Annotated in this window: 25 protein-coding genes; 12 read left to right on the top strand and 13 right to left on the bottom strand. The window is 70.8% G+C overall.

Annotated elements, in window-relative coordinates; genetic code table 11:
• Positions 1–5: 5 nt before the first annotated feature.
• The 3 genes from FJM51_RS08325 to FJM51_RS08315 all read left to right on the top strand — a co-directional run bounded on the left by FJM51_RS08325 (position 6) and on the right by FJM51_RS08315 (position 2,515).
• Entirely contained in the window at positions 6–1,265 is a 1,260-nt protein-coding gene (locus tag FJM51_RS08325) for an MSMEG_0569 family flavin-dependent oxidoreductase (RefSeq protein WP_140453666.1), read from the top strand.
• Positions 1,262–2,056 carry a Pnap_2097 family protein gene (locus FJM51_RS08320; RefSeq protein ID WP_210240228.1) on the top strand — a complete coding sequence of 265 codons (795 nt, stop codon included), beginning with the start codon at positions 1,262–1,264 and terminating at the stop codon, positions 2,054–2,056. Before FJM51_RS08325 ends, FJM51_RS08320 begins: the two co-directional genes overlap by 4 nt.
• A gap of 72 nt (positions 2,057–2,128) precedes the next feature.
• Positions 2,129–2,515 carry a DUF983 domain-containing protein gene (locus FJM51_RS08315; RefSeq protein WP_140453665.1) on the top strand — a complete coding sequence of 129 codons (387 nt, stop codon included), beginning with the start codon at positions 2,129–2,131 and terminating at the stop codon, positions 2,513–2,515.
• Between the two features lie 181 nt (positions 2,516–2,696).
• On the opposite strand, the gene FJM51_RS08310 is transcribed toward FJM51_RS08315, so the two are convergent.
• The 9 genes from FJM51_RS08310 to FJM51_RS08270 form a co-directional block, all read right to left on the bottom strand.
• Positions 2,697–3,908: an NAD(P)/FAD-dependent oxidoreductase gene (locus tag FJM51_RS08310; RefSeq protein ID WP_140453664.1), complete on the bottom strand. Its 1,212-nt coding sequence runs from the start codon at positions 3,906–3,908 to the stop codon at positions 2,697–2,699.
• A complete protein-coding gene (locus FJM51_RS08305; RefSeq protein WP_140453663.1) occupies positions 3,908–4,228 on the bottom strand; it encodes a 2Fe-2S iron-sulfur cluster-binding protein in 321 nt (106 codons plus the stop codon). Before FJM51_RS08305 ends, FJM51_RS08310 begins: the two co-directional genes overlap by 1 nt.
• An 11-nt stretch (positions 4,229–4,239) precedes the next feature.
• A complete protein-coding gene (locus FJM51_RS08300) occupies positions 4,240–5,430 on the bottom strand; it encodes a cytochrome P450 (RefSeq protein ID WP_140453662.1) in 1,191 nt (396 codons plus the stop codon).
• Positions 5,420–6,157: an ABC transporter ATP-binding protein gene (locus tag FJM51_RS08295; RefSeq protein ID WP_140453661.1), complete on the bottom strand. Its 738-nt coding sequence runs from the start codon at positions 6,155–6,157 to the stop codon at positions 5,420–5,422. Before FJM51_RS08295 ends, FJM51_RS08300 begins: the two co-directional genes overlap by 11 nt.
• The gene (locus tag FJM51_RS08290) at positions 6,150–6,902 is read right to left on the bottom strand and encodes an ABC transporter ATP-binding protein (protein ID WP_140453660.1); all 753 of its coding nucleotides are present in this window, start codon (positions 6,900–6,902) and stop codon (positions 6,150–6,152) included. The genes FJM51_RS08295 and FJM51_RS08290 overlap by 8 nt, the downstream gene beginning before the upstream one ends.
• Complete coding sequence (locus FJM51_RS08285) at positions 6,899–7,945, bottom strand: branched-chain amino acid ABC transporter permease (RefSeq protein ID WP_140453659.1); 1,047 nt, start codon at positions 7,943–7,945, stop codon at positions 6,899–6,901. The genes FJM51_RS08290 and FJM51_RS08285 overlap by 4 nt, the downstream gene beginning before the upstream one ends.
• A gap of 22 nt (positions 7,946–7,967) precedes the next feature.
• Positions 7,968–8,855, bottom strand: coding sequence for a branched-chain amino acid ABC transporter permease (locus tag FJM51_RS08280; RefSeq protein ID WP_233713048.1), 888 nt, complete (start codon positions 8,853–8,855; stop codon positions 7,968–7,970).
• A gap of 96 nt (positions 8,856–8,951) precedes the next feature.
• The gene (locus tag FJM51_RS08275) at positions 8,952–10,133 is read right to left on the bottom strand and encodes an ABC transporter substrate-binding protein (RefSeq protein ID WP_140453658.1); all 1,182 of its coding nucleotides are present in this window, start codon (positions 10,131–10,133) and stop codon (positions 8,952–8,954) included.
• 83 nt (positions 10,134–10,216) lie between these two features.
• Positions 10,217–10,984, bottom strand: a complete 768-nt coding sequence (locus tag FJM51_RS08270) for a GntR family transcriptional regulator (protein ID WP_140453657.1) — start codon at positions 10,982–10,984, stop codon at positions 10,217–10,219.
• A gap of 493 nt (positions 10,985–11,477) precedes the next feature.
• Here FJM51_RS08270 and FJM51_RS08265 point away from each other — a divergent pair, with 493 nt between their 5' ends.
• Both FJM51_RS08265 and FJM51_RS08260 read left to right on the top strand, forming a co-directional pair.
• On the top strand, positions 11,478–12,701 hold the full coding sequence (locus FJM51_RS08265) for a cytochrome P450 (protein WP_140453656.1): 1,224 nt from the start codon (positions 11,478–11,480) through the stop codon (positions 12,699–12,701).
• Between the two features lie 84 nt (positions 12,702–12,785).
• Positions 12,786–13,340: a MarR family winged helix-turn-helix transcriptional regulator gene (locus tag FJM51_RS08260; protein WP_140453655.1), complete on the top strand. Its 555-nt coding sequence runs from the start codon at positions 12,786–12,788 to the stop codon at positions 13,338–13,340.
• A 10-nt stretch (positions 13,341–13,350) separates the two neighbouring features.
• On the opposite strand, the gene modC is transcribed toward FJM51_RS08260, so the two are convergent.
• From modC to FJM51_RS08240, 4 genes are read right to left on the bottom strand one after another with little or no spacing between them, the layout of a single operon-like run.
• Positions 13,351–14,484 (bottom strand): molybdenum ABC transporter ATP-binding protein, encoded by a 1,134-nt coding sequence (modC, locus tag FJM51_RS08255; RefSeq protein ID WP_140453654.1) that lies wholly within the window; start codon positions 14,482–14,484, stop codon positions 13,351–13,353.
• A 13-nt stretch (positions 14,485–14,497) separates the two neighbouring features.
• Positions 14,498–15,166 carry a molybdate ABC transporter permease subunit gene (gene modB, locus FJM51_RS08250; protein ID WP_140453653.1) on the bottom strand — a complete coding sequence of 223 codons (669 nt, stop codon included), beginning with the start codon at positions 15,164–15,166 and terminating at the stop codon, positions 14,498–14,500.
• Between the two features lies 1 nt (position 15,167).
• Positions 15,168–15,926, bottom strand: coding sequence for a molybdate ABC transporter substrate-binding protein (modA, locus tag FJM51_RS08245; RefSeq protein WP_140453652.1), 759 nt, complete (start codon positions 15,924–15,926; stop codon positions 15,168–15,170).
• A gap of 11 nt (positions 15,927–15,937) precedes the next feature.
• Complete coding sequence (locus FJM51_RS08240) at positions 15,938–16,717, bottom strand: TOBE domain-containing protein (protein ID WP_140453651.1); 780 nt, start codon at positions 16,715–16,717, stop codon at positions 15,938–15,940.
• A gap of 178 nt (positions 16,718–16,895) precedes the next feature.
• Here FJM51_RS08240 and FJM51_RS08235 point away from each other — a divergent pair, with 178 nt between their 5' ends.
• From FJM51_RS08235 to FJM51_RS08210, 7 genes are all read left to right on the top strand, one after another.
• Positions 16,896–17,192, top strand: a complete 297-nt coding sequence (locus FJM51_RS08235) for an alkylphosphonate utilization protein (RefSeq protein ID WP_140453650.1) — start codon at positions 16,896–16,898, stop codon at positions 17,190–17,192.
• Positions 17,193–17,248: 56 nt separating this feature from the next.
• Entirely contained in the window at positions 17,249–17,872 is a 624-nt protein-coding gene (locus FJM51_RS08230) for a DNA-3-methyladenine glycosylase I (RefSeq protein WP_140453649.1), read from the top strand.
• Positions 17,873–17,983: 111 nt separating this feature from the next.
• Positions 17,984–19,378 carry a chromate efflux transporter gene (gene chrA, locus FJM51_RS08225; RefSeq protein WP_140453648.1) on the top strand — a complete coding sequence of 465 codons (1,395 nt, stop codon included), beginning with the start codon at positions 17,984–17,986 and terminating at the stop codon, positions 19,376–19,378.
• A 122-nt stretch (positions 19,379–19,500) separates the two neighbouring features.
• Positions 19,501–19,671, top strand: coding sequence for a hypothetical protein (locus FJM51_RS23735; protein WP_181164490.1), 171 nt, complete (start codon positions 19,501–19,503; stop codon positions 19,669–19,671).
• A gap of 96 nt (positions 19,672–19,767) precedes the next feature.
• Positions 19,768–20,400 carry an SRPBCC family protein gene (locus FJM51_RS08220; protein WP_140453647.1) on the top strand — a complete coding sequence of 211 codons (633 nt, stop codon included), beginning with the start codon at positions 19,768–19,770 and terminating at the stop codon, positions 20,398–20,400.
• 10 nt (positions 20,401–20,410) lie between these two features.
• Positions 20,411–21,580 carry a zinc-dependent alcohol dehydrogenase gene (locus tag FJM51_RS08215; protein WP_140453646.1) on the top strand — a complete coding sequence of 390 codons (1,170 nt, stop codon included), beginning with the start codon at positions 20,411–20,413 and terminating at the stop codon, positions 21,578–21,580.
• A 12-nt stretch (positions 21,581–21,592) separates the two neighbouring features.
• Entirely contained in the window at positions 21,593–22,366 is a 774-nt protein-coding gene (locus tag FJM51_RS08210; RefSeq protein ID WP_140453645.1) for an SDR family NAD(P)-dependent oxidoreductase, read from the top strand.
• Positions 22,367–22,516: the final 150 nt, after the last annotated feature.

Here is a 22,516-nt window from a genome sequence, read left to right as displayed (position 1 = left end):
GACCCATGTCCGCGATGAACACACCAGCGCATGTTTCCGTCGTCGTCATCGGCGGCGGCCAGGCCGGGCTTTCGGTCAGCTGGTACCTGCGCCGTGACGGTATCGATCATGTCGTGCTCGAACGCGACCGCCGCTTCCAGTCCTGGCGGGTGAACCGCTGGGACAGCTTCTGCCTCGTCACCCCCAACTGGCAATGCCGCCTGCCGGGCTGGCCCTACCGGGGCAGGGATCCGGACGGATTCATGCTCCGCGACGAGATCGTCGACTACCTCGACGGTTTCGCCGAAAGCTTCGATCCGCCCCTGCGCGAGAACGTCGCCGTGACCCGCGTGGCGCCCCGTCCGGGCGGCGGCTATCTCGTCGAGACCACGGCCGGGCACTGGACGGCGGAGCAGGTGGTGATCGCGACCGGCGGCTATGACACACCGCTGGTGCCGCCCTATGCCTCGGCGATCGACCCTTCGATCTTCCAGATGCATTCGCGCGAATACCGGCGGCCGTCGCAATTCCCCGAGGGCGGCGTGCTCATCGTCGGCGGCGGGCAGTCGGGCGTGCAGATCATGGAGGATTTCCACCGCGAGGGCCGCCCGGTTCACCTCGCCATCGGCTCCGCGCCCCGCAGCCCGCGCAGGTATCGCGGACGCGACGCGACCGACTGGCTCCACGACGCCGGACACTACGCCCTCACCATCGACAGGCATCCCGATCCGATCAAGGCGGTCAGCCAGACCAACCACTACATGTCCGGCCGCGACGGCGGCAAGGAGATCGACCTGCGGAAATTCGCGCTCGAGGGCGTGAGGCTCTACGGCGGCCTCTCCGGGGCGCGGGGGACGCGGCTCACCTTCCTGCCCGAACTCGGCAGGAACCTCGACGGCGCGGACAGGAGCTACCAGGGCATCCGCGACCAGATCGACCGCCACATCGCCGCGCACGGCATCGACGCGCCCGAGGAGCCCCCGTTCGAGAAGGTCTGGGAACCCGCGCGCGAGATCACCGGGATCGACATGGCGGAGGAGGGCATCGCCTCGATCCTCTGGGCCATCGGCTTCCGGCCGGACTATTCGTGGCTCGAGGTGGACTGTTTCGACGGCCGGGGCAGGCCCGCCTTCCATCGCGGCGTGACCGACGCGCCGGGGGTCTACTTCATCGGGCTCGGCTGGCTCAACACCTGGGGTTCGGGCCGTTTCCTCGCCATCGACGAGGATGCCCGCCATCTCGCCGGCCGGATCGCGGAGTTCCGCGCCAGGGGAGCCGCCGCGTGATCCGCGCGGGCCGCCTTCCCGAGCCGCGGGAGATAGACGAGACACATGCGCTCGGCATGGCCGAGATGGGTTTCGCCGGGCTTTCCGAACCATGGCTGATGCGCCGCGCGGGCGATCTCCACTGGCGGCTGATCGCCCGCGCCATGGGGCAGAGCGAAGCCCTGTTCACCTGCGCGCGGGGCGAGCCGCTCTACGCCGCCTTCTGCGCGACCCGGCTGACCATCGAACGGCCCGGCCTGCCCCGGCTCGGCGGCGCGCTGAGCATGTCCGGGCGGCTTCATCGGGTGGGGCGGGGCCGATACGGCTCGGTGATCGAACTCTTCGCGGCGGGCGCGCCGGTCGGCCGGGTCGAACTCGTGACCGCCTTCGTCGGGCGCGGGCCGGAGGGCGGCAACCGGACGCTGGTCCGCCGCGCGCCGCGCGTGCTCGCCGTTCCCGCGGGAGCCGATCCCGCGCTCGACGCGCTCGCCCGCGACGCCGCGCGGGGGGCCCGCGCCTTCCGCGCCGCGCCGGACGACGGCGCGGGGCGCTGGTTCCTGCCCTGCCCCGCGCTCGACTTCAACGCCGCCGGCCTGCTCTATTTCCCGAGCTTCGCCGCCCTCGCCGACCGCGCCGCCTTCGAGGCGGGGCACCGCGCGGGGCCGGTCCGCCGCCGCGCCGTCTGCCATCTCGGCAATGTCGAGCCCGGCGAGCGCCTCCGCGTGACCCGCGCGCGCCGCCGCCAAGGCTGGCTCGACGCGATCCGGGGCGAGGACGGACGTCCGCTGGCTTTGCTGCGAGGCACGGATTGATCGGATATTGTCCGCATTGAATGCGCACAGATTGCATGTCATATGTACGTTCGATCAGGAGGAGGGAAAGCGATGACCGAAGGACCCGACCGCGCGCTGGGAGAGGCCATCCGCAATGGCCTGCGCCGGCGTTGCCCCGCCTGCGGCGAGGGGCGCCTGTTCGATTCCTATCTTCACGTCGCGCCGGAATGCCCGGCCTGCCGCGAGGCCCTGCATCACCAGCGCGCCGATGACGGTCCCGCCTATGTCACGCTGCTCGTCGTCTGCCATGTCGTGGGCTTCGCGCTGATCCCGCTGGTCACGGCGGGTCTGCGGCCGTGGCTGGTCGCGGTCCTGCTTTCCCTCCTCGCCGTGCCGCTCTGCCTCGCGATGCTGCCGCCGATCAAGGGCTTCTTCGTCGCCGTGCAATGGGCCAAGCGGATGCATGGCTTCGGCGAGGTCCGCGTGCCTTCGGCGTGACGCCAGCGCCACGCCAAAGCAAGGAGTCGCTCCAAGTACCCGCCGGTCCGGGTCGAGGCCGAAGCCCCCTATAGGGCCATGAACACCCCGACGCCGAGAACGGCGGGAAAAGCCGCGGCTTCGTCCCCGTCGGCCGCTGACCGCGCCGGTCAGGCGGCCTCGGCCCCGATCCGCCGGGATGTCACGCGGCGCCCTGCCGGAGGGCGGCCTTGAGGTCGTAGCCGGCCGCCTCGAGCGCGGATCGGGGCGCGCCGATGAGCCGGCGCGCCGCCATGTGCTGGCCGGGCGCGTTCACGGTTTCCGCCGCGATCAGGCGGCCCTGGCGATAGAGCAGGACCATCTTCGCGCCCTCGGGCTGGGGGACGTCCTGGCTCTCGTCGGCGGCGGTGCCGAGCCCTGCGATCTGCAGCTTCAGCTTGCCCTGGTCGCTCCAGAACCACGGCACGGCGGCGTAGGGCGCGCTCTCGCCCCTCAGCAGCCGCTTGGCGATGTGGCGCGCGTGATCGACCGCCGCCTGCACCGATTCGAGCCGCGCCCGGCCGCCCTCGGGCAGCGGAAAGCTCGCCGCGTCGCCGAGCGCGGAGATCGCCGGGTCCGAAGTCAGCAGGGACTCGTCCACCACGATCCCGTTATCGACATGCAGCCCCGCCGCCTCGGCGAGTTCGACATTGGGACGGATCCCGGTCGCGATCAGCACGAGATCGCCGGGCACGACCCGGACATCAGCGGTATCGACGCCGCTCACCTTGCCGCCCTCCGCCTCGATCCGGCGCGCGGCGGCGCCGAGCAGCACCTCGGTGCCCATCTCGCGATGCGCGGCGAGGAAGAACTCCGACATCGCGGGCGAGAGCGCGCGGCCCATCAGCCGGGGCGCGGCTTCGAGCACCGTGACGCCGACGCCGGCCGCGCGCGCCATCGCCGCGAATTCGAGGCCGATGAAGCCGCCGCCGATCACGATCGCATGGCGCGTCTCCGCGAGCCGGGCGCGGATCCGGACGGCGTCGGCGAGCGTGCGCAACTCCAGCACGCCATCCGCCTCCTGGCCCGGGATCGGCGGCCGGAAGTTCCGCGCGCCGGTCGCGAGGATCAGGTGATCGTAGCCCAGCCGCTCGCCCGCCGCGGTCACCACCTCGCGCGCGGCGCGGTCGATCGCCCCGATCCGGACTTCCGGACGGTAGGTGATCGTCGATCGCTCGTAGAAGCTCGCGGGCTTCAGCAGCAGCCGGTCGGCGTCGCCGTCGGCCATGTAGGCCTTGGAGAGCGGCGGGCGCTGGTAGGGCAGACCCGGCTCCTCGCCGAAGAGCACGATCTCGCCCGCGAAGCCTTCCTGGCGCAGGCTGGCGGCGGCCTGGAAACCGCCCTGCCCCGCGCCGACGATGAGGATCCGGTCCATCAGATCTGCGCTTCCGGCAGATGCACGACGAGCCCGTCGAGCTCCTCGGTGAGCTTGATCTGGCAGGACAGGCGACTGGTCGGCTTCACCTCGGAGGCGGCGCAGTCGAGCATGTCGCTCTCGCCGTCGTGCTGGGGCCCGGTCTTCTCCACCCAGGCGTCATCGACGTAGCAGTGGCAGGTCGCGCACATCATCGACCCGCCGCATTCGCCGATGATGCCGTCGATGTCGTTGGCGATCGCCGCCTGCATCACGCTGTCGCCTTCCCTGGCGTTGACCTCGGTCTCGGTGCCGTCGGCGGCGATATAGGTGATCTTCATGGGACTTCTCCTCAGTTCAGGACGACCGGCAGGTTGATGGGGCCGCGGAAGCCGAAGCCGCGCCATTCCACCACCGACGGATCGGGAAGGGTCATGCCGGGAAAACGCTCGAACAGCATCCCGAGCATCACCGCGCCGACGGTGCGGCGGGCGACATGAGTGCCGGCGCAATGATGCGGGCCGGAGCCGAAGGCCTGATGCGGGTTCTTCGCGCGGAAGACGTCGAACCGCTCCGGATGCTCGAAGAGATCCTCGTCGTGGTTCGCCGAGGCCTGGATCGTCATCACCGTGTCACCCTTCGGAATCAGGCAGCCCCGGATCTCCACGTCCTCCGTCACGAGGCGCGAGGAGGCCTGGATCGGCGCGACCCAGCGCACCCCTTCCTCGAAGGCCGCGCCCCATTTGCCGGTGCGCCGCGTCTCGGCAAGCTGCTCGGGCTCCGTCAGCAGGCCGAAGACGATGGTGGAGAGCGCGTCGCGCGGCTCGTTGATGCCGCCGCCGATCGCGATCTTGATATTGGCCACGATCTGGCTCATCGGGATCGGGTTCTCGGCGTTGACCATCACCGAGAGCGCCGAGCGGTCCGGGTTCGCGCGCACCCGCTCCACCGCCTTTTCGAGCAGCGCGTTCATCTCGAGATTGGCATGGTCGGAGACCGCGAAGGGGCCCGGCTCCCAGCCGAAATTGCCCGCGCCGTCGATGAGCGCCTGGCTCCAGAAGATCATCTGCTCGTCGCTCGCCTCCGGAATGCCGAGGATATGGGCGAGGATGCGCGCGGCGATGGGGGCGGAGAGTTCCTTGTGGAGATCCACCACCTCGCCCCGCGGCAGCCGGTCGAGATACTGCCCGACCAGGTCGCGATAGAGCGGCTGCCAGACCTCCTGGATCGTCTTCGGCATCAGCGCGGGGGCCATGGCCATGCGCTCGGCCATGTGCTCGGCCCCGTCCTTGCGCATCAGCGTATGCGCCTGGAACGCCGGCTTCATCGGCGTGTTCGGGTCGTTCGAGGAGAAGATCTCCGGCGTGTCCTTCACGAACTTCGTGTCGGCGGCCTTGGTCAGGAACGTCCGCCCCGCCGCCTTGACCCGCATGACCGGCGCCTCGGCGCGCAGCCGGCGGTAGATCGGATAGGGGTCGAAATGGAGGTCGCGCAGCGTGATCGTTTCGTCGACGGGCGCGAGGTTCGCGGTTTCAACCGGCATGAGCGGGGCTCCTCTGGTTCTGCTTGGCGATGACGCCGAGATGGAGTTCGAGCGGCGCGGGATCCTCGATCAGCGCGCGGCTCGGGGCTTCGTGGACGATGGCGCCCCGGTCGAGGATCACGGCGCGGTCGGTGACACCGAGGATCTTCTTCGCATGCTGTTCCACGATGATCGTGGCCATGCCCTCCTCGCGGATGATCCGCCGGATCGAGGCGAGCAGCTGCTCGATCACGATCGGCGCGAGCCCCTCGGTCGGCTCGTCGAGCAGAAGGATCCTCGGATTGAGCATCAGCGCCCGGCCGATCGCGAGCATCTGCTGCTCGCCGCCCGAGAGCTGGTCGCCCATGTTCGCGCGCCGCTCCCCGAGACGCGGGAACATCTCGTAGACGCCGCGCAGCGTCCAGCGGCCCGGCCGGGCGGTGGCGGTCAGGTTCTCCTCGACGGTGAGGGACCGGAAGATGTCGCGCTCCTGCGGCACCCAGCCGATCCCGGCCGCCGCGCGCTTCTCCGGGCTCGCGGCGGTGAGGTCGACGCCCGCGAGCCGGACCGAGCCGGCGAAGCGCCGGGTGACGCCGATGACGCTGTCGATGAGCGTGGTCTTGCCGACGCCGTTGCGGCCGAGCAGCGCCAGCGCCTCGCCCTCGCCGAGCGTCAGCGAGAGGTCGCGGATCACCACCGCCTCGCCGTAGCCGGTGGTCAGCCCCTCGAGTTCCAGAAGCTCAGGCATGTTCCTCCTCCCCGAGATAGACTTCGCGCACACGAGGGTCCTTCATGACATCCCCGGGCGTTCCCTCCGCGAAGTGCGTGCCGTTCACGAGAACGGTGATCCGGTCCGCGAAGGAGAAGACGAGATCCATGTCGTGCTCGATCAGCAGGATCGACACGTCGGACGGCAGAGCGGCGAGCGTGTCGAGGAGTTCCCGCCGCTCCGCCTCCGGCACGCCCGCCGCCGGCTCGTCGAGCAGGAGCACGCGCGGATTGCCCGCGAGCGCCACGGCGAGTTCGAGCAGGCGCTGCTTGCCATAGGCGAGCCGCGCGGTCGGATGGTCCATCACGTCGATCAGCCGGAAGCGTTCGAGCAGGTCGAGCACCTCGCCGATGATGTCGCGCCGCGCGCCGAGGCTCCGCCAGAAATCGGCGCCGCCGCCCATCCGTTCGGAGACCGCGAGGCCCACGCTCTCGACCGGGGTCATCGCCGGGAAGAGCTGGTTGATCTGGAAGGTCCGCCCGAGCCCGCGCCGCGCCCGTCGCTGCTGCGAGAGCCGGGTCACGTCCTCGCCGTCGAGCAGAACCTGGCCCGCGGTGGCGGGCAGGACGCCGGTCAGCAGGTTGACGAAGGTGGTCTTGCCCGCGCCGTTCGGCCCGATCAGCGCGTGGCGCGCGCCGTGTTCGAGCGTGAAATCCACCTTGTTGGTGGCGACGAGGCCGCCGAAGCGCTTCTCGAGCGCGATGGTCCGGAGCGCCGCGCTCATTTCGCGCCTCCCCGGATCCGGTGCCAGAGGGCGAGGGGCGCGGCGTTGATCCTGTCGCGGCCGATCAGCACGATCACGACGAGCACGAGGCCGATCCAGAACATCCAGTATTCCGGCGTGATGGTCGAGAACACGTCCTGCAGCAGCTTGAAGACGATCGCCCCGATCAGCCCGCCATAGAGATAGCCGACGCCGCCGAGCACGAGCACGAGCAGCACGTCGGCCGAGCGATGGAAGGCGAGCACGTCGAGCGAGACGAACATCGTCGTCTGCGCGAGCAGCGCGCCGGCGATCCCGGCATAGAGCGCGGAGAGCGTGTAGATCGCGACGAGGCGCCGGCCGACGGGCACGCCGATCGTGTTGGCGCGAAGCGCGTTGTCGCGGATCGCGCGGAGCGACAGCCCGTAGGGCGAGGTCACGATCCGCCGCGCGATCAGGAAGAGGAGGAAGGTGACGGCGAGCGCGTAGCCGTAGGCGGTGGTGCCGAAGAGGTCGAATTCGAACCGGCCGAACAGCGGGTCGATCCAGACCCCCTGCAACCCGTCCGCCCCGCCGGTCAGCCAGGCCGCCTTGTTCGCCGCCTCGTAGAGCAGCATGGCGATGCCGAGCGTCACCATGAGCCGGGTGAGATCGGAGGCGCGCAGCAGCAGGAGCGGCGCGGTCGCGAACCCGAGCACCCCCGCCGCCAGCCCGCCGAGCAGCAGACCGGTCAGCGGCTCCCCCGTCAGGTGGATCGAGACGAGCCCCGCCACATAGGCGCCGAGCCCGAAGAAGGCGCCGTGGCCGAGCGAGACGATGCCCGCGTAGCCGAGGACGAGGTCGAGCGAGAGGGCGAAGAGGCCGAGGATCACCACCTCGGTCAGGAGCAGGTGCTGGTCGGGCAGGAAGAAGAAGCTCGCGAGGGCGGCGAGCCAGAACAGGGCCTCGGCGGGGCGCCAGCGGCCGGTCCGTCCGAGGTCGCGGAGCGCGCGGGCCTGGAGATCGGTCGGGGCGGCTCCGCGAAGCGGGACGGTGCCGGGGGAAAAGGCGGTTCGGGTCGACATGCGGGGTGTCCTCGGGCTGGCGTCAGCGGGCGATCAGGCCCTGGGGCCGCAGGATCAGGATGACGATCATCAGGAGATAGATCATGAAGGCGCCGAGTTCGGGCGCGTAGTACTTGCCGGCCACGTCGGCCACGCCGATGATGAGCGCGGCGAGGAAGGGACCAGTCAGGCCGGCGGTGCCGCCGACCGTGACGACGATCAGGAAGTAGACCATGAACTTGAGCGGGAAGGTCGGGTCCATGCCGAGGATCTCGACCCCGAGCGCGCCGCCGAGCCCGGCGAGGCCGGAGCCGACCGCGAAGGTCGAGGCGAAGATCACGCCGACGTTGATCCCGAGCCCGCGCGCCGCGCGCTGGTCATCGACCGCGGCGCGCAGCCGCGCCCCGAACCGGGTCCGCGTCAGGACGAACTGCAGCCCGACCACCAGCGCGGCGCAGACGAGGATCAGGAAGGCGCGATAGCGCCCGATGGCGACGCCCGCCAGTTCGAACCGCCCCTGCAGCCAGGCCGGCAGCGTGATGAGCTGCTGCTGCGAGCCGAAGAGCCAGTCGGCGGCCGTGACCGCCATGAAGACGAGCCCGATCGAGAACAGCACCTGATCGAGATGCGGGCGGCGGTAGAGCCGGACGTAGAGCGTGCGTTCCGCCACCGCGCCGATCAGCGCCGGGACGAGGAAGGCGAAGGGCAGCGTGGCGAGAAAGGGCAGGCCCGCGCGGTTCATCAGGAGCGCGGTGGCATAGCCCCCCATGAGCGCGAAGGCGCCATGGGCGAGATTGATGAAATTCATCAGCCCGAGCGTCACGGCGAGGCCGGAGGCGAGCACGAAGAGCAGCATTCCGTAGGCGATGCCGTCGATGAGGATGGTGAGCATGAGCGCGGGATCCCGGGTCGTGGTCGTGGCGGTGGACATGCCCCTTCCGGGGCGCCGCCCGAGGGGGCGGCGCCGAACGGAATCCGTTCGGGGAAAGGGGGGGGCGGAAGGCCGGGCGCGGCGCCCGGGCCGTCCTCAGGAACCGGACTTGGCCGGGTCCTTCACCGCTTCGAAGGTCTCGAACTCGACGTTCCAGAGCTCGCCGTCCGCGCCGCGCTCCACCCGGCGCATGTAGACGTTCTGGACGATGTCGCGGGTTTCCGGGTCGATCGAGACCGGCCCGCGCGGGCTTTCCCAGGAGAGCCCCTTCATCGCCTCGATCAGCGCGGTTCCGTCGGAGTCGCCCCCGGTCTTCTCCAGCGCCTGGTAGAGCAGAGCCATGCCGTCATAGCCGCCGACCGCCATGAAGTTCGGCCGCATGCCGGGATTGGCCTTCTGGAAGGCTTCGACGAAGGCCTTGTTGGCCTCGCTGTCATGCGCCGCGGAATAGTGGAAGCCGGTGATCGCGACGAGGGCGGGATCGCCCATCGAGTTCAGGATGTCGTCGTCGGTCACGCCGCCGTCCGCGATCAGCTTGATCCCGGACTTGTCGAGGCCGCGTTCGACGAACTGCTTCATGAAGGGGGCGCCGACGCCCGAGGGCACGAAGACGAAGACCGCGTCGGGCTTCAGATCCGCGACCTTCTGCAGGAAGGGGGCGAAATCGGGATTGGCGAGCGGCACGCGGAGCGAGTCGACGACCTCGCCGCCGAGGTCGTCGAAGACCTGCGCGAAGGTCTTCTCCGCGTCGATCCCGGGACCGTAATCCGAGACGAGGGTCACGACCCTGGAGATGCCGTTCGCCTTCGCCCATTCCGCGATCTTGGAGGTGACCTGCGGCGTGGTGTAGCTCGTGCGCGTGACGAAGGGCGACTGTTCGGTGATCGAGGAGGTGGCCGCGGCCATCACGATCTCCGGCACCTTGGCGCGCGTGGCGAGCGGCGCGGCGGCGAGGGCGAGCGGCGTGAGACCGAAGCCCGCGATCACCTCGGCCTTGTCGCGCACGATCAGTTCCTGCGCGAGGCGCTTCGTCGTGTCGGCGACGCCCGCGTCGTCCTTGACCACGAGTTCGATCTCGCGGCCCGCCACCTCGGCGCCGTGCTCGGCGACATAGAGCTTCGCCGCCGCCTCGATCTCGCGGCCGGTAGAGGCGAAGGGGCCCGACATCGGCAGGATCAGCCCCACCTTGAGCGGCTCGCCCCCGGCCAGCGCCGGCAGGCCCGTCGCCATCGTCGTGGCCGCGAGCATCGCGCCGACGAGCACGTCGCGTCGTTTCATGCGGAATTCCTCCCTGCTGCGCGGACGGAACATCCGGCCGCGTGGCGTCGCATTGCGACTTTTCATTGATCGTGCGCCGTCCCTCAGGCGGGACGGCGAATGAGCCCCGCGCCCGCGACCCCGGTCAGGGGCGCCTTGGCGCGGAGCGCCTTCATCAGGTTGCGCTCCGAATGGCGCGCATGCTCGCGCATGATCGCCTCCGCCCGCGCGCCCTGCCTTTCCCGGATCGCCTCCAGCACGGCGCGGTGCTGGTCCTGCGCCGGCAGGAGATGATCGCGCGAAGCCGCGCCACCGCCCCGGACCCGCACCAGCGCGCTCGCCGCGGCGAAGGGCCGCGCATTGGCCCGCCGCGCCTCCTCGACCACGAGCGCGCTGCCGGTGGCCGAGGCCAGCGCCGCGTGGAAGCGGGCGTTGAGCCCGCCATAGGCGACGAACTGGTCGGCCCCGAAATCCTCCGCCTCGAAGAGCGCGTCCATCTCGGCGACCAGCGCCCCGAGCCTCGCGAAATCCTCCGGGGCGATGCCGCGCTCGGCCAGAAGCCGGGCGGCGAAACCCTCGATCATCCCCCGCAGCTCGATCGCCTCCGCGATCTCGGCCGGACCGAAGGCGCGGGCATGGAAGCCCCCGCCGGGCAGGGGTTCGAGCAGACCCTCCGCCCTGAGCTGCTGGATCGCCGCCCGGATCGGCGTGCGCGACATGCCGAGACGCTCGGAAAGCTGAACCTCGGTCAGGCGTTCCTCGGGCGGGATGTGACCGCCGACGATGAGGTTGCGCAACTCCAAGACCGCCCGGGAGCTCTGTGTCCCCGCCGGTTCCGCGTCGCAGCCATTCGTCGCCGAAGCGTCAGCCATGTCCTCCCCTCTTTTTTGTCTATGTATACACGAATCGCCTCTAGACGCAAGCCATCTCCTATTATGAGCGGAAATCGGCCTTTCATGTATACATTAACCTGAGTGGTCCGGTCTCCGGCCTTCCGGAGCCTGGGAACCGCTACCTCCGCCTTCGCCGTAAGTTGACGAATCAACTTCTTTGTCTTGCTAGCTCTTATATGTTGATCTGTCAACAAAACGCTGCTGTCGGCTCAGGGGATGGCCACCGTTGGCCCTTGATTCTCGAACCTGTGAAACATTATAAACTCCATTTATATTGCTTACAAACAACGATCTTTTCAGATCCGGCCCTTCCGGAGGGACCTCCCTCTCCATCTGCGCATGCCTTGAGCCGGTGTGCCATATGTTGACTAGTCAACTGATGATCGCTATCGTCCGAGGAAATACCACCCCCCGCCGCGCGACATTCGCCGGGAATGATCCCCGCGCGGGAACGGACATCCGAGGAAACGCCATGACACTGATCGAAGGCCACCGGCCGATCGACCCGCCCGCCGGAATTCCGGTCTGGGACATCGACCCCTATGACGAGGCGATCCTGGCCGATCCGCTCGGCTATTACGCCGAACTCCGCGCCCGGGGGCCGATCGTCTTCATCCCGCGCTACGCCGTCTTCGCCGTCGGCCGCTACGAGGAGACCCGGGCCGTCTTCTCCAATCACGAGCGATTCGTCTCGTCGCGCGGCGTGGGCCTCAACGACTTCCGGATCGGAAAGCCCTGGCGCGACCCGTCGATCATCCTCGAGGTCGATCCGCCCGATCATACGAGGACGCGCAAGGTGATGGCCCGGGCGCTGTCGCCGAAATCCGTCGCGACGCTCCGGGACGCCTTCCGGGTCGAGGCCGAGGCGCTGGTCGACCGGCTGCTCGCGAAGGAGCGGCTGGAGGCGGTGACGGAAATCGCGGAGGTCTTCCCCACGACGGTCTTCCCGCGCGCCCTCGGCATGCGCGACAGCGATCCCCGCCGGCTCGTCGATTACGGCGCCCTCGTCTTCAACGCGCTCGGTCCCGACAACCGGATCCGGCGCGAGGCGATGGCCCGCGCGCCCGGGATCGTGCCCTGGATCACCGCCGCCTGCGCGCGCGATCGACTGACGGGGGACGGGCTCGGCGCGATGATCTACGCCGCGGCCGACGCGGGCGAGATCACCGGGGCGGAGGCCGCGATGCTGGTGCGCTCCTTCCTCTCGGCAGGGGTCGACACCACCGTCACCGGCATCGGCAACGCGCTCTGGTGCCTGTCGCGCAATCCCGAAGCCTGGGAGATGCTCCGCGCCGAGCCGAAACTGGCCCGGCCCTGTTTCGAGGAGGTGCTGCGCCATACCTCGCCGGTGCATACCTTCGCCCGAACCGCGAACGTCGCCTGCGAGATCGCGGGGCAGCCGATCGAGGAGGGGAGCAAGGTGCTCTGCGTCCTCGGATCGGCGAACATGGATCCGGAGAAATGGGGCGATCCGGAGGCGTTCCGGATCGACCGCGCCCCGGTCGGCCACCTCGCCTTCGGCGCCGGCATCCACGGCTGCGTCGGCCAGAACATCGCCCGCGCCGAGCTGGAGGCGCTCCTGACCGCGATGGCGGCGCGGGTCGCCCGGATCGAGCCGGACGGCGAGGCGGTCTGGCGCCCGAACAACGCGGTCCACGCGCTCGACCGCCTGCCGCTGCGGCTGGTCGCGGCCTGAGCCCGTCCGGGCGCTTGTCCCCGCGCCGGGGCTGATGGAAGATCGCCCGGCCGGGCGCCCCCCGGCTGGCGGGACAGGAGCGGCATGAAAACGAAGGCGAGAGCGATCCGGATCGGCGAGAACGGACAGCGGCTGTCGAGCCCGGTGACGATGCGCGAGGACATGACGATCCTCGCGGTCGACAACTATCCGCCCTTCCTGCTGAACGTGGTCTCGAACGCGTGGCAGCGGATGACCGCGGCGATCTACCGGACGCGGTTCGATCTCGGCATCGTCGAGTGGCGGGTGATCTCGATGCTCGCGATCGAGCCCAGGATCACCGCGAACCGGATCTGCGAGGTGCTCCGCCTCGACAAGTCCGCGGTCAGCCGGGCGCTCGGCCAGCTGCTCGCGAAGGGGCACGTCCATTTCGAGGCCCAGCCGAGCGACCCGCGCAAGCGCCGGTGGTGGCTGTCGATGAGCGGCCGGCGCGCGCATGACGAACTGCTCACCATCGCGCTCGACTGCGAGGCCCGGCTGATCCGGGGCGTCTCGCCCGACGACCTCGAGGCCTTTCTCCGGGTCACGCGGCGGATGCTGGCCAACATGGAGGCGGACATCGAAGCCCCCGGCGACGGCGGCGCGGACGAAACGGAATAGCCTCCTCCCCTCAGCCCTCCTCGCCGGGCGCGGAGGGCGAGACCAGCGCCACGCCCTTGATCTGGGCGAAGACCGGCTGGCCGGGGCCGAGGCCCAGGTGATCCCAGGAGCGACGCGTGATCCGCGCGAGGATCCGCGCGCCCTCCCCCTCCGCGCCGAGCGCCAGCACCACCGTCATCATGCCGCGGCCGCGCGGCGCGGCTTCGATCACGCGCGCGGCGGGGCAGTTCAGGATGCTGCTCGCCCGGGGGGGATCGCGCACCAGCGCGACGTCCGGCGCGGCGATCCGCACGCGCCGGCGGCTGCCGGGCGGGCCGAAGGCGCCCGGCGCGATCAGCCGCGCCCCATGCGCGGCGAGCGTGGTGAGATCGTAGTCGGGATCATGCGCCACCACCTCGGCGGCGAGCGTGACGGCGGCCTCGGGCATCCGCGCGAGCGGCAGGTCGGGCCGGGACTGGATCTCGCCAAGCGGACCGGCGGCGGCGACGCGCCCCGCCGCCATCAGCACGACATGGTCGGCGAGCCGCTCTACCTCGCCGATGTCGTGGCTCACATAGAGCGTCGGAAGGCCGAGCGAGTCGCGCAGCCGCTCCAGATAGGGGATGATCTCCTCCTTCGCGAGACGGTCGAGCGCGGAGAGCGGCTCGTCCATCAGGAGGAGCCGGGGCTGGGTGAGCAGCGCGCGGCCGAGCGCCACGCGCTGACGCTCGCCCCCCGAGAGCGCGCCGGGGGCGCGGGCGAGGAGCCGCGAAAGGCCGAGCAGATCCACCACGTCGTCGAACCGCGTACTCTCGCGCGCGCCGCCCCGGAGCGCGCGGCGGCGGCCGTAGTCGAGGTTGGCGCGCACGTCGAGATGGGGAAAAAGGCTCGCTTCCTGGAATACGTAGCCGATCGGACGGCGGTGGACCGGCCGGAAGGCCGCGCCCTCCTGCCAGACGTCGCCGCCGAGCGCGAAATACCCTTCCGCGAAACGTTCGAGCCCTGCGATGGCGCGCAGCACGCTGGTCTTGCCGCAGCCCGAGGGGCCGAAGAGCGCGGTCACCCCGCGGTCCGGCGCCTCGAAGGCCACGTCGAGGCGGAAGTCGCCGAGCCGGCCCCGGAACCGCGCCGAGAGGCCGAGGGCGGGCGGGGCCCTGTCCCTCATCGCCCGCCCCCGCTCATCGCGCGCTCCGCCGCGTCCGCCGCTCGATCAGCCGCGTCGCGAGGATGACGAGGAAGGAGAAGGCGAGCATGCCCCCCGCGAGCAGATGCGCCTCGCGCCATTCGCCGATCTCGACCAGCTGGAAGATCGCGATCGAGAGCACCTTGGTCTCGCCCGGCACCGCGCCGCCGATCATCAGCACCACGCCGAATTCGCCGACGGTATGGGCGAAGCCGAGCACCGCCGCCGTCAGGAAGCCCGGCCGGGCGAGCGGCAGGGCGACGGTCAGGAAGGCGTCGAGCGGCGTGGCGCGCAAGGTCGCCGTGACCTCGAACGGCCGCTCCCCGATCGCCTCGAACGCGTCGCGGATCGGCTGGACCACGAAGGGCAGCGAGGCGACGACCGAGGCGAAGACCAGCGCCTCGAAGGTGAAGGCGAGCGTGCGCGCGCCCCGGAGCCCGGCGATCCAGCCCCCCGGCCCGTCCGGCCCGAGCAGGATGAGCAGGTAGAAGCCGAGCACCGTCGGCGGCAGCACCAGCGGCAGCGCGACCAGCGCCGCCACCGCCTCCTTCCAGCGCGCCTTCGACCGTGCGAGCCACCAGGCGAGCGGCGTGCCGAGCACGAGGAGGATCGCCGTCGCGGTGACGGCGAGCCGCAGCGTCAGCAGGACCGGCTGCCAGTCCATCTCAGCCGGCGGCCGGCCCGGCTTCGGGATCGCGCGCGTAGCCGTAGGATTCGATCACCCGCGCCGCCTCCGGCCCCCTCAGGAAATCGAGGAAGGCCTTGGCCGCCGCGTTCGAGGCGCCGACCCGGAGCAGCACCGCGTCCTGGCGGATCGGCGCGTGCAGATCCGCCGGCACCACCCAGCGCGAGCCGCCCCCGAGGCGGATCACCTGGCTGAGCGCGACGAAGCCGAGCTCGGCATTGCCGGTGTCGACGAACTGGAAGGCCTGGGCGATGCTCTGCCCCCGCACGATCCTGGGCGCGAGCGAGTCGTAGAGGCCGAGCTTCTCCATCGTCTCGACCGCCGCCGCGCCATAGGGCGCCGATTTCGGGTCGGCGATCGAGAGCCTGTCGAAGCCCATGTCCCCGAGCGTCTCCGGCCCGGTGACGAGCCCCGGCTCCCGGCTCCAGAGCACGAGCGTGCCGAGCGCGTAGGTGAATTCGGTCCCCGGGATGGCGAGCCCGTCCTCCACCGCCTTCCTCGGCCGCGCGTCGTCGGCCGAGAGGAAGACCTCGAAGGGCGCGCCCTGGGTGATCTGGGCGAAGAACTGGCCGCTCGGGCCGAAGCTGAGCTTCGCGGTGTGCCCGGTCTTCTCGGCGAAGAGCTTCGCGATCTCGGTCGCGGGCTCGGTGAAATTGGCGGCGACCGCGACCCGGGTCTCGTCGGCCCGGGCGACGGTGGCGGCGCAGACGAGGAACAGCGCGGCGACGTATCGCTTCATGGAAGAACCTCTCATTCGACGGCGAGGATGACGTGGGCCGGATCGATCAGGGCCGCGACCCGATCGCCCGGCGCGAAGGCGGGGAGTTCCGCCCCGCCGGAACGCACGGCGCAGAGCGTCTTGCCCGCGCCGATATCGACGATGATCTCGGCCGAGGTCGCGTCCCGCTCGACGCGCGCGACCTCACCCTCGATCCGGTTCGCGCATCGGCCCGGGTCGGCGGCGGGGACGAGCGCGATCATCGGCGCCTTGACGAGCGCGATCGCCGGCCGGCCGGGAAAGAGGCCGAGCGCGCGCAGGCTGCGGCTCGTCAGCGAGACGCGCAGCAGCGCCTCCGGGGCGATCCGGAGCGCGACCTCGGCGTTCACCGCGCCCTCGGCCACCGTCTCGACCGCGCCGCGCAGCGCGTTGCGCGCGCTGGTCGCGAGGAAGCCGCCGAACATCAGCCGCGCCGCGGCCTCCTCCCCGGCGAGATCGGGGGCGAGCGCGTTGAAGGCGCGCGCCATCTCGGCCTCAAGCCGGCGGAAGCTCTCGACGAGCCGGAGCCCGTCCTCCGTCAGCCGCGCGCCGCCGCCCCGGGCGCCGCCGGGCTGGCCGGCGACGAGCGGCCGGCCGACCAGGTTGTTCATCGCCCGGATCGCGTCCCAGGCGCCCCGGTAGCTCAGGCCGAGCGCGCGCGCCGCCGCCGAGATGCCGCCCTCGCGCCCGATCGCCTCCAGAAGCGCGATCCGCCGCGCCCCGAGCGGGGCGGCGTCGGGGGCGGTCAGGGCGATCTCGGCGTGAAGCCGCATGGTCCGGCACCGTTATGCACGTGAATCACATAGCGCGCAACCTGCGCCATTCGAGGGCGGGTCGCAAGGGTCCGCGCGGGCGGTTCGCGCCGCGCAAGGCCCCCCGCGGCGACCCGGCTCTTCCCTTTCCCGCCCGAGCCGGCGTAAGCGGGAGCGGAAGCGGCGAAGGAGCGGGCGGATGGCGGCCGAGGACGAGGAATATGTCTATGACGAGGCGACCGGCGAGTGGCGGCCGGCCTCCGAACTGGCGGCGGAGACCGCGCGGGTGGTGCGCGATTCCGCCGGCAACGCGCTCGCGGACGGCGACTCGGTCGTGCTGGTCAAGGATCTGAAGGTGAAGGGCGCGGGCCAGACCCTGAAGCAGGGCACGGTGATCCGCTCGATCCGCCTCACCGACAGCGACGAGGAGATCGACTGCCGCCACGACACGATCAGGGGGCTGGTGCTGCGCACGGAATTCGTGCGCAAACGGTAGGGTTCCGGGACGCGCGGCGTCACGGGGAAAGCGGGCGGATCGGAGCGGGCCGGGCGATGGAGACACGGGAAGGACCGGACGGGCGGCCGCGGTGCGGCTGGTGCCTGTCGACGCCGGACTATCTCGCCTATCACGACACGGAATGGGGCTTTCCGGTCGCCGACGACCGGCGCCTGTTCGAGAAGCTCTGCCTCGAGGGGTTCCAGTCCGGGCTGAGCTGGCGCACCATCCTGACGAAGCGCGAGAACTTCCGCGCCGCCTTCGCCGGGTTCGATTTCGACCGCGTCGCGGAATTCGGGCCGGCCGACGTGGAGCGGCTGCTCGGCGACGCCGGCATCGTCCGGCACCGCGGCAAGATCGAGGCGACGATCAACAATGCCCGCCGCGCCCGCGACCTCGTCCGGGAGAAGGGCTCGCTCGCCGCGCATGTCTGGAGCTTCGAGCCGCCGCCACCGGAGGGCCCCTGGCGCCCGGTGGCACAGACGGCGGAATCGGTGGCGCTGTCGAAGGATCTCAGGAAGCGCGGCTGGTCCTTCGTCGGCCCGACCACCGTCTACGCCTTCATGCAGGCGATGGGGCTCGTCAACGACCATCACGACGGCTGCGCGCTCCGCGCCGAGGTCGAACGCGCCCGCGCCGCCTTTCCGCGGCCCGGCCAGCCGGCTCGCGGAAACCTCTGAACGATCCCCTATGAACCGGAGGCCGGGAATGGCGCTCTATGACACCTCGCATCGCCCTCGCCGCGGCGGCCCGGGCGACACACATGCCGCGCGCGCGGACCGGACGGCGTCATGACCGGGGAACCGATCCCGCGCGCCGCGGCGCCGCGGCGCGACTATCCCGGCCTCGGCGAGGCCACGCGGGTCTGGGCGCGCGTCGCCGCGCTTTCCTTCGGCGGACCGGCGGGCCAGATCGCCGTCATGCACCGCGTCCTCGTCGAGGAGCGCCGCTGGCTCGGCGACGCGCGCTTCCTGCACGCGCTCAATTTCTGCATGCTGCTGCCCGGACCGGAGGCGCAGCAGCTCGCCACCTATATCGGCTGGCTGATGCACGGGATCCGGGGCGCGCTCATCGCCGGCATCCTGTTCATCCTGCCCGGCATGGCGGCGATCATGGCGCTGAGCTGGATCTACGCGGTCTGGGGCGAGGTCGGTCTCGTCGCCGACCTGTTCTTCGGGCTGAAGGCGGCGGTGCTGGCCATCGTGCTGCAAGCGGTGGTCCGCGTCGGCGGCCGGGCGCTCAGGAACCCGGCCACGCGGATGATCGCGGCTGCATCCTTTCTCGCCATCTTCGCCTTCGGCGCGCCCTTCCCGCTGATCGTGCTCGCCGCGGCGCTCATCGGCTGGGCCGGGGACCGCGCGGGCCTCGCGACCTTTCGCGGCGGCGGCGGGCATGGCGGGGCGGGAGGCCCCCATGTCGAGGACGCCGAAACCCTGCTCGGGGCCGAATCGGCCGATCGCGGCGACGAGCACACCGCGGCCGCGCTCCGCGCCGGGCTGGTCGCCATCGCGCTCTGGCTGCTGCCGGTGGCGGCGCTGCTGATCCTCGCGCCGGGCAGCGTCTTCGCCGACATCGCCGCCTTCTTCTCGAAACTCGCGGTGCTGACCTTCGGCGGCGCCTACGCGGTGCTCGCCTGGGTGGCGCAGGAGGCGGTCGGCACCTATGGCTGGCTCGCCCCGGGCGAGATGCTCGACGGGCTCGGCATGGCCGAGACGACGCCCGGACCGCTGATCATGGTGCTGCAGTTCGTGGGCTTCATGGGCGCCTTCCGCGAGGCCGGCTGGGCGGCGCCGCTCCTCGCCGGGACGCTGGGCGGGCTGCTCGCGACCTGGGTCACCTTCGCGCCCTGCTTCGCCTGGATCTTCCTCGGCGCGCCCTGGATGGAACGGCTGCGCCGGAACGCTTCCATCTCGGCGGCCCTCACGGCGGTGACGGCGGCGGTGGTGGGCGTGATCCTGAACCTCGCGATCTGGTTCGCGATTCACGTCGTCTGGCGCGAGGTGATCCGCTGGCGGGCGGGACCGCTGTCGCTGGAACTGCCGGTCCCGGGCTCCATCGACTGGGCCGCGGCCGCGCTCTCTGCGCTGGCGATCCTCGCCGTTTTCCGGTTCAGGCTCGGCATGGTGCCGGTTCTCGCCGGCGCCGCCGCGCTCGGGGTCGCCCCGCGCCTCCTCGGCCTCGCCTGAGGACGCGCGGGGCGAAGCACGAGGCGGGCTCCCGGCCGATCCTGTCCCGCTCCGCCGGAGGGAACAGATCGGCGCTTCGCCGGTTCCCACGGCTTCGAACGGGATTACCGGCGGAGTGAGCGATGCGCGACCCTGACAAGCCCAGCCCCCGACGCAAGGCCCGCGCCGGTGTGACGATCGTGGCCCTCGTCTTCCTCATCATCCTCGTGACCTTCGTCGGCATGAACATCGGGCACGCCCAGGTGCTCGACCGGCAACAGGAGGCGCCCGGGCAAGCGCAGACGAAACCGTAGCCCGACCCGGGCCGTCGCGCGCCAATCCGGAAAGATTCGGACCGTTCGAGGAACAAGGTCCCTCCGCCCCGGTTCGGCGACAAACGGAGGAACGCGATGCGCCACCACACCCCCTACGCCGGCCCCGCCCTCGCCGCGACCCTTGCCACCGGCCTCGCCGTCGTCGGGCTCGCGACGCTCGGCCAGCGGCGCGCCCGTCAGCGCGACCTGGTCGCCCGCCACCCCGACGACGCGCCCGCCCGCGATCGCCGCGCGGCGCCGCCGGGCCCGCGGCGGACGGGGCACGCGGTGACGATCAACCGCCCGCGCGCCGAACTCTACGCGTTCTGGCGCGACTTCCGGAACCTGCCGAAGTTCATGACCGCCGTGGAGAAGGTTACCCCCGGCACGTCCGGGCGCGCGACCTGGACCATCGCGGCGCCGGGCGGCTCCCCGGTCGATCTCGAAACCGAGGTGACCGAGGAACGCGATGGCGAACTGATCGCGTGGCGCACCCTGCCCGGCTCGGCCGTGGAGGCCAGAGGACGCGTCCGGTTCCGCGATGCGACCGGGGGGCGGGGCACGGTGGTCGACGCCGAGGTCGCCTATGACCCGCCGGGCGGCGAGATCGGCCGCTGGGTCGCCAAGCTCTTCCAGCGCGAGCCGGGCATCCAGGGGCGGCGCGAGCTCAAGCGTTTCAAGATGCTGATGGAGACCGGCGAGATCGCCACCTCCGACAACCACAAGTAAGGAGAAGCCGATGCGCGCGCTCACCTGGCAGGGCAAGCACGACGTCCGCGTCGAGACCGTCCCGGACCCCGAGATCGTCAACCCGCGCGACGCGCTGATCGAGGTGACCTCGACGGCGATCTGCGGATCCGACCTGCACCTCTACGACGGCGTGATCCCCGGCCTGCTCGCCGGCGACATCCTCGGCCACGAATTCATGGGACGCGTCGTCGACGTCGGTCCCGACAGCACGCTCCGGAAGGGCCAGCGGGTGGTGGTGCCGTTCACCATCTCCTGCGGCCGCTGCTATTTCTGCGAGAAGCACCAGTTCTCGGCCTGCGACAACTCGAACCCCGTGGCCAAGCAGGACATGACCGAGGGGCTCTACGGCCATGCGATGAGCGGGCTCTTCGGCTATTCGCACCTGACCGGCGGCTACGCGGGCGGCCAGGCGGAATATGTGCGCGTGCCCTTCTCCGACATCGGTCCGATCGTCGTCCCGGACGGGCTCGAGGACGACAAGGTTCTCTTCCTCTCGGACATCCTGCCCACCGGCTGGATGGCGGCCGAGAACGCCGGGATCGAGGAGGGCGACACCGTCGCGGTCTGGGGCTGTGGCCCGGTCGGCCTCTTCGCGATCCAGAGCGCGCGCATCATGGGCGCGCGGGTGATCGCGATCGACCACTATCCGCGGAGGCTCGAACTCGCGCGCCAGCTCGGCGCCGAGGTGATCGACTTCGAGCAGACGAGCGTGCTCGAGGCGCTGATGGACATGACCGGCGGGATCGGGCCGGACGCGGTGATCGACGCGGTCGGGATGGAGAGCCACGGCTTCGGCGTCGACAACGTGATGGACGCGGTGAAGCAAAAGGTCGGCTTCGGCGCCGATCGCGGCCACGCGCTCCGGGAAGCGATCCTCGCCTGCCGCAAGGGCGGGCGCCTCTCGATGCCCGGCGTCTACGGCGGATTCCTCGACAAGTTCCCGCTTGGCGCGCTGATGGAAAAGGGGCTCACGATCCGGACCGGCCAGACACATGTGCAACGCTACACGGCGGATCTGCTGCGCCGCATCGGGGAGGGCGAGATCGACACGACCTTCCTGATCAGCCACCGGCTGCCGCTCGAGGAGGCGCCGCGCGGCTACGCGAATTTCAGCGACAACCAGAACGACTGGACCAAGGTCGTCCTGAAGCCGCGATAACGGGAGGACGGCATGTCACAGGGACTGGCGGTCGTCACCGGCGCCTCGTCGGGGATCGGGCTCGAACTCGCGCGGTGCTGCGCCAGGGACGGCTACGCGCTGCTGATCTGCTCCGACACGGCGGAGATCGAGGAGGCGGCGGAAGCGCTGCGCGCCGAGGGTGCCAAGGTGGAAACGCTCCAGGCCGATCTCGCGACGCCGGACGGGGTCGCGCGACTGATCGCGGCGGTGGGGTCGCGGCCGGTGGAGGCGCTCCTCGCCAATGCCGGGATCGGCCTCGGCGGCGCGTTCCTCGACCAGGATCTCGGACGCGCGCTGCGTGTCGTGCAACTCAATATCGAGGGAACCGTCCGCCTCGTTCACCATGTCGGGCGCCGGATGCGGGCGCGCGACCGGGGCCGGATCCTGATCACCGGTTCGATCGCAGGCTTCCTGCCCGGCAGCTTCCAGGCGGTCTATAACGGGACGAAGGCGTTCCTCGACAATTTCAGCGTCGGCCTCCGCGACGAACTCAGGGATTCCCGCGTCACGGTAACCTGCCTGATGCCGGGCGCCACCGAGACGGATTTCTTCGAGACCGCGGGAATGGAGGACACGAAGGTGGGCCGGGCCGACAAGGCCGATCCCGCGGATGTCGCCCGCCAGGGCTACGCGGCGATGTGCGAGGGCGAGAGCGGCGTGGTGACCGGCTTCATGAACAAGGTCCGGACCGTGTTCAGCGGCCTCCTCCCCGACACCGTCCTGGCGGAAATGCATCGCCGGATGGCGCGGCCCGGCGAGGGCTGAGGCCGCGGTCGCGGCTCTCCGCCGGTCTCGGTCGGCAATTCGCGGCCGGGTGGAACAACCGCCCCCGATGCCGGTTCGGTGGAGCCAGTCTTGGAGAACAGCCGTGCGCTACCGCCACCGTCCGACCCGAATGCCGACGGCTCCGATCGC

It is taken from the genome of Amaricoccus solimangrovi (genome assembly GCF_006385685.1).
In the GTDB taxonomy this organism is placed as follows: Bacteria; Pseudomonadota; Alphaproteobacteria; order Rhodobacterales; family Rhodobacteraceae; genus Amaricoccus; species Amaricoccus solimangrovi.
This window is presented reverse-complemented; position numbering and strand designations above follow the sequence as displayed.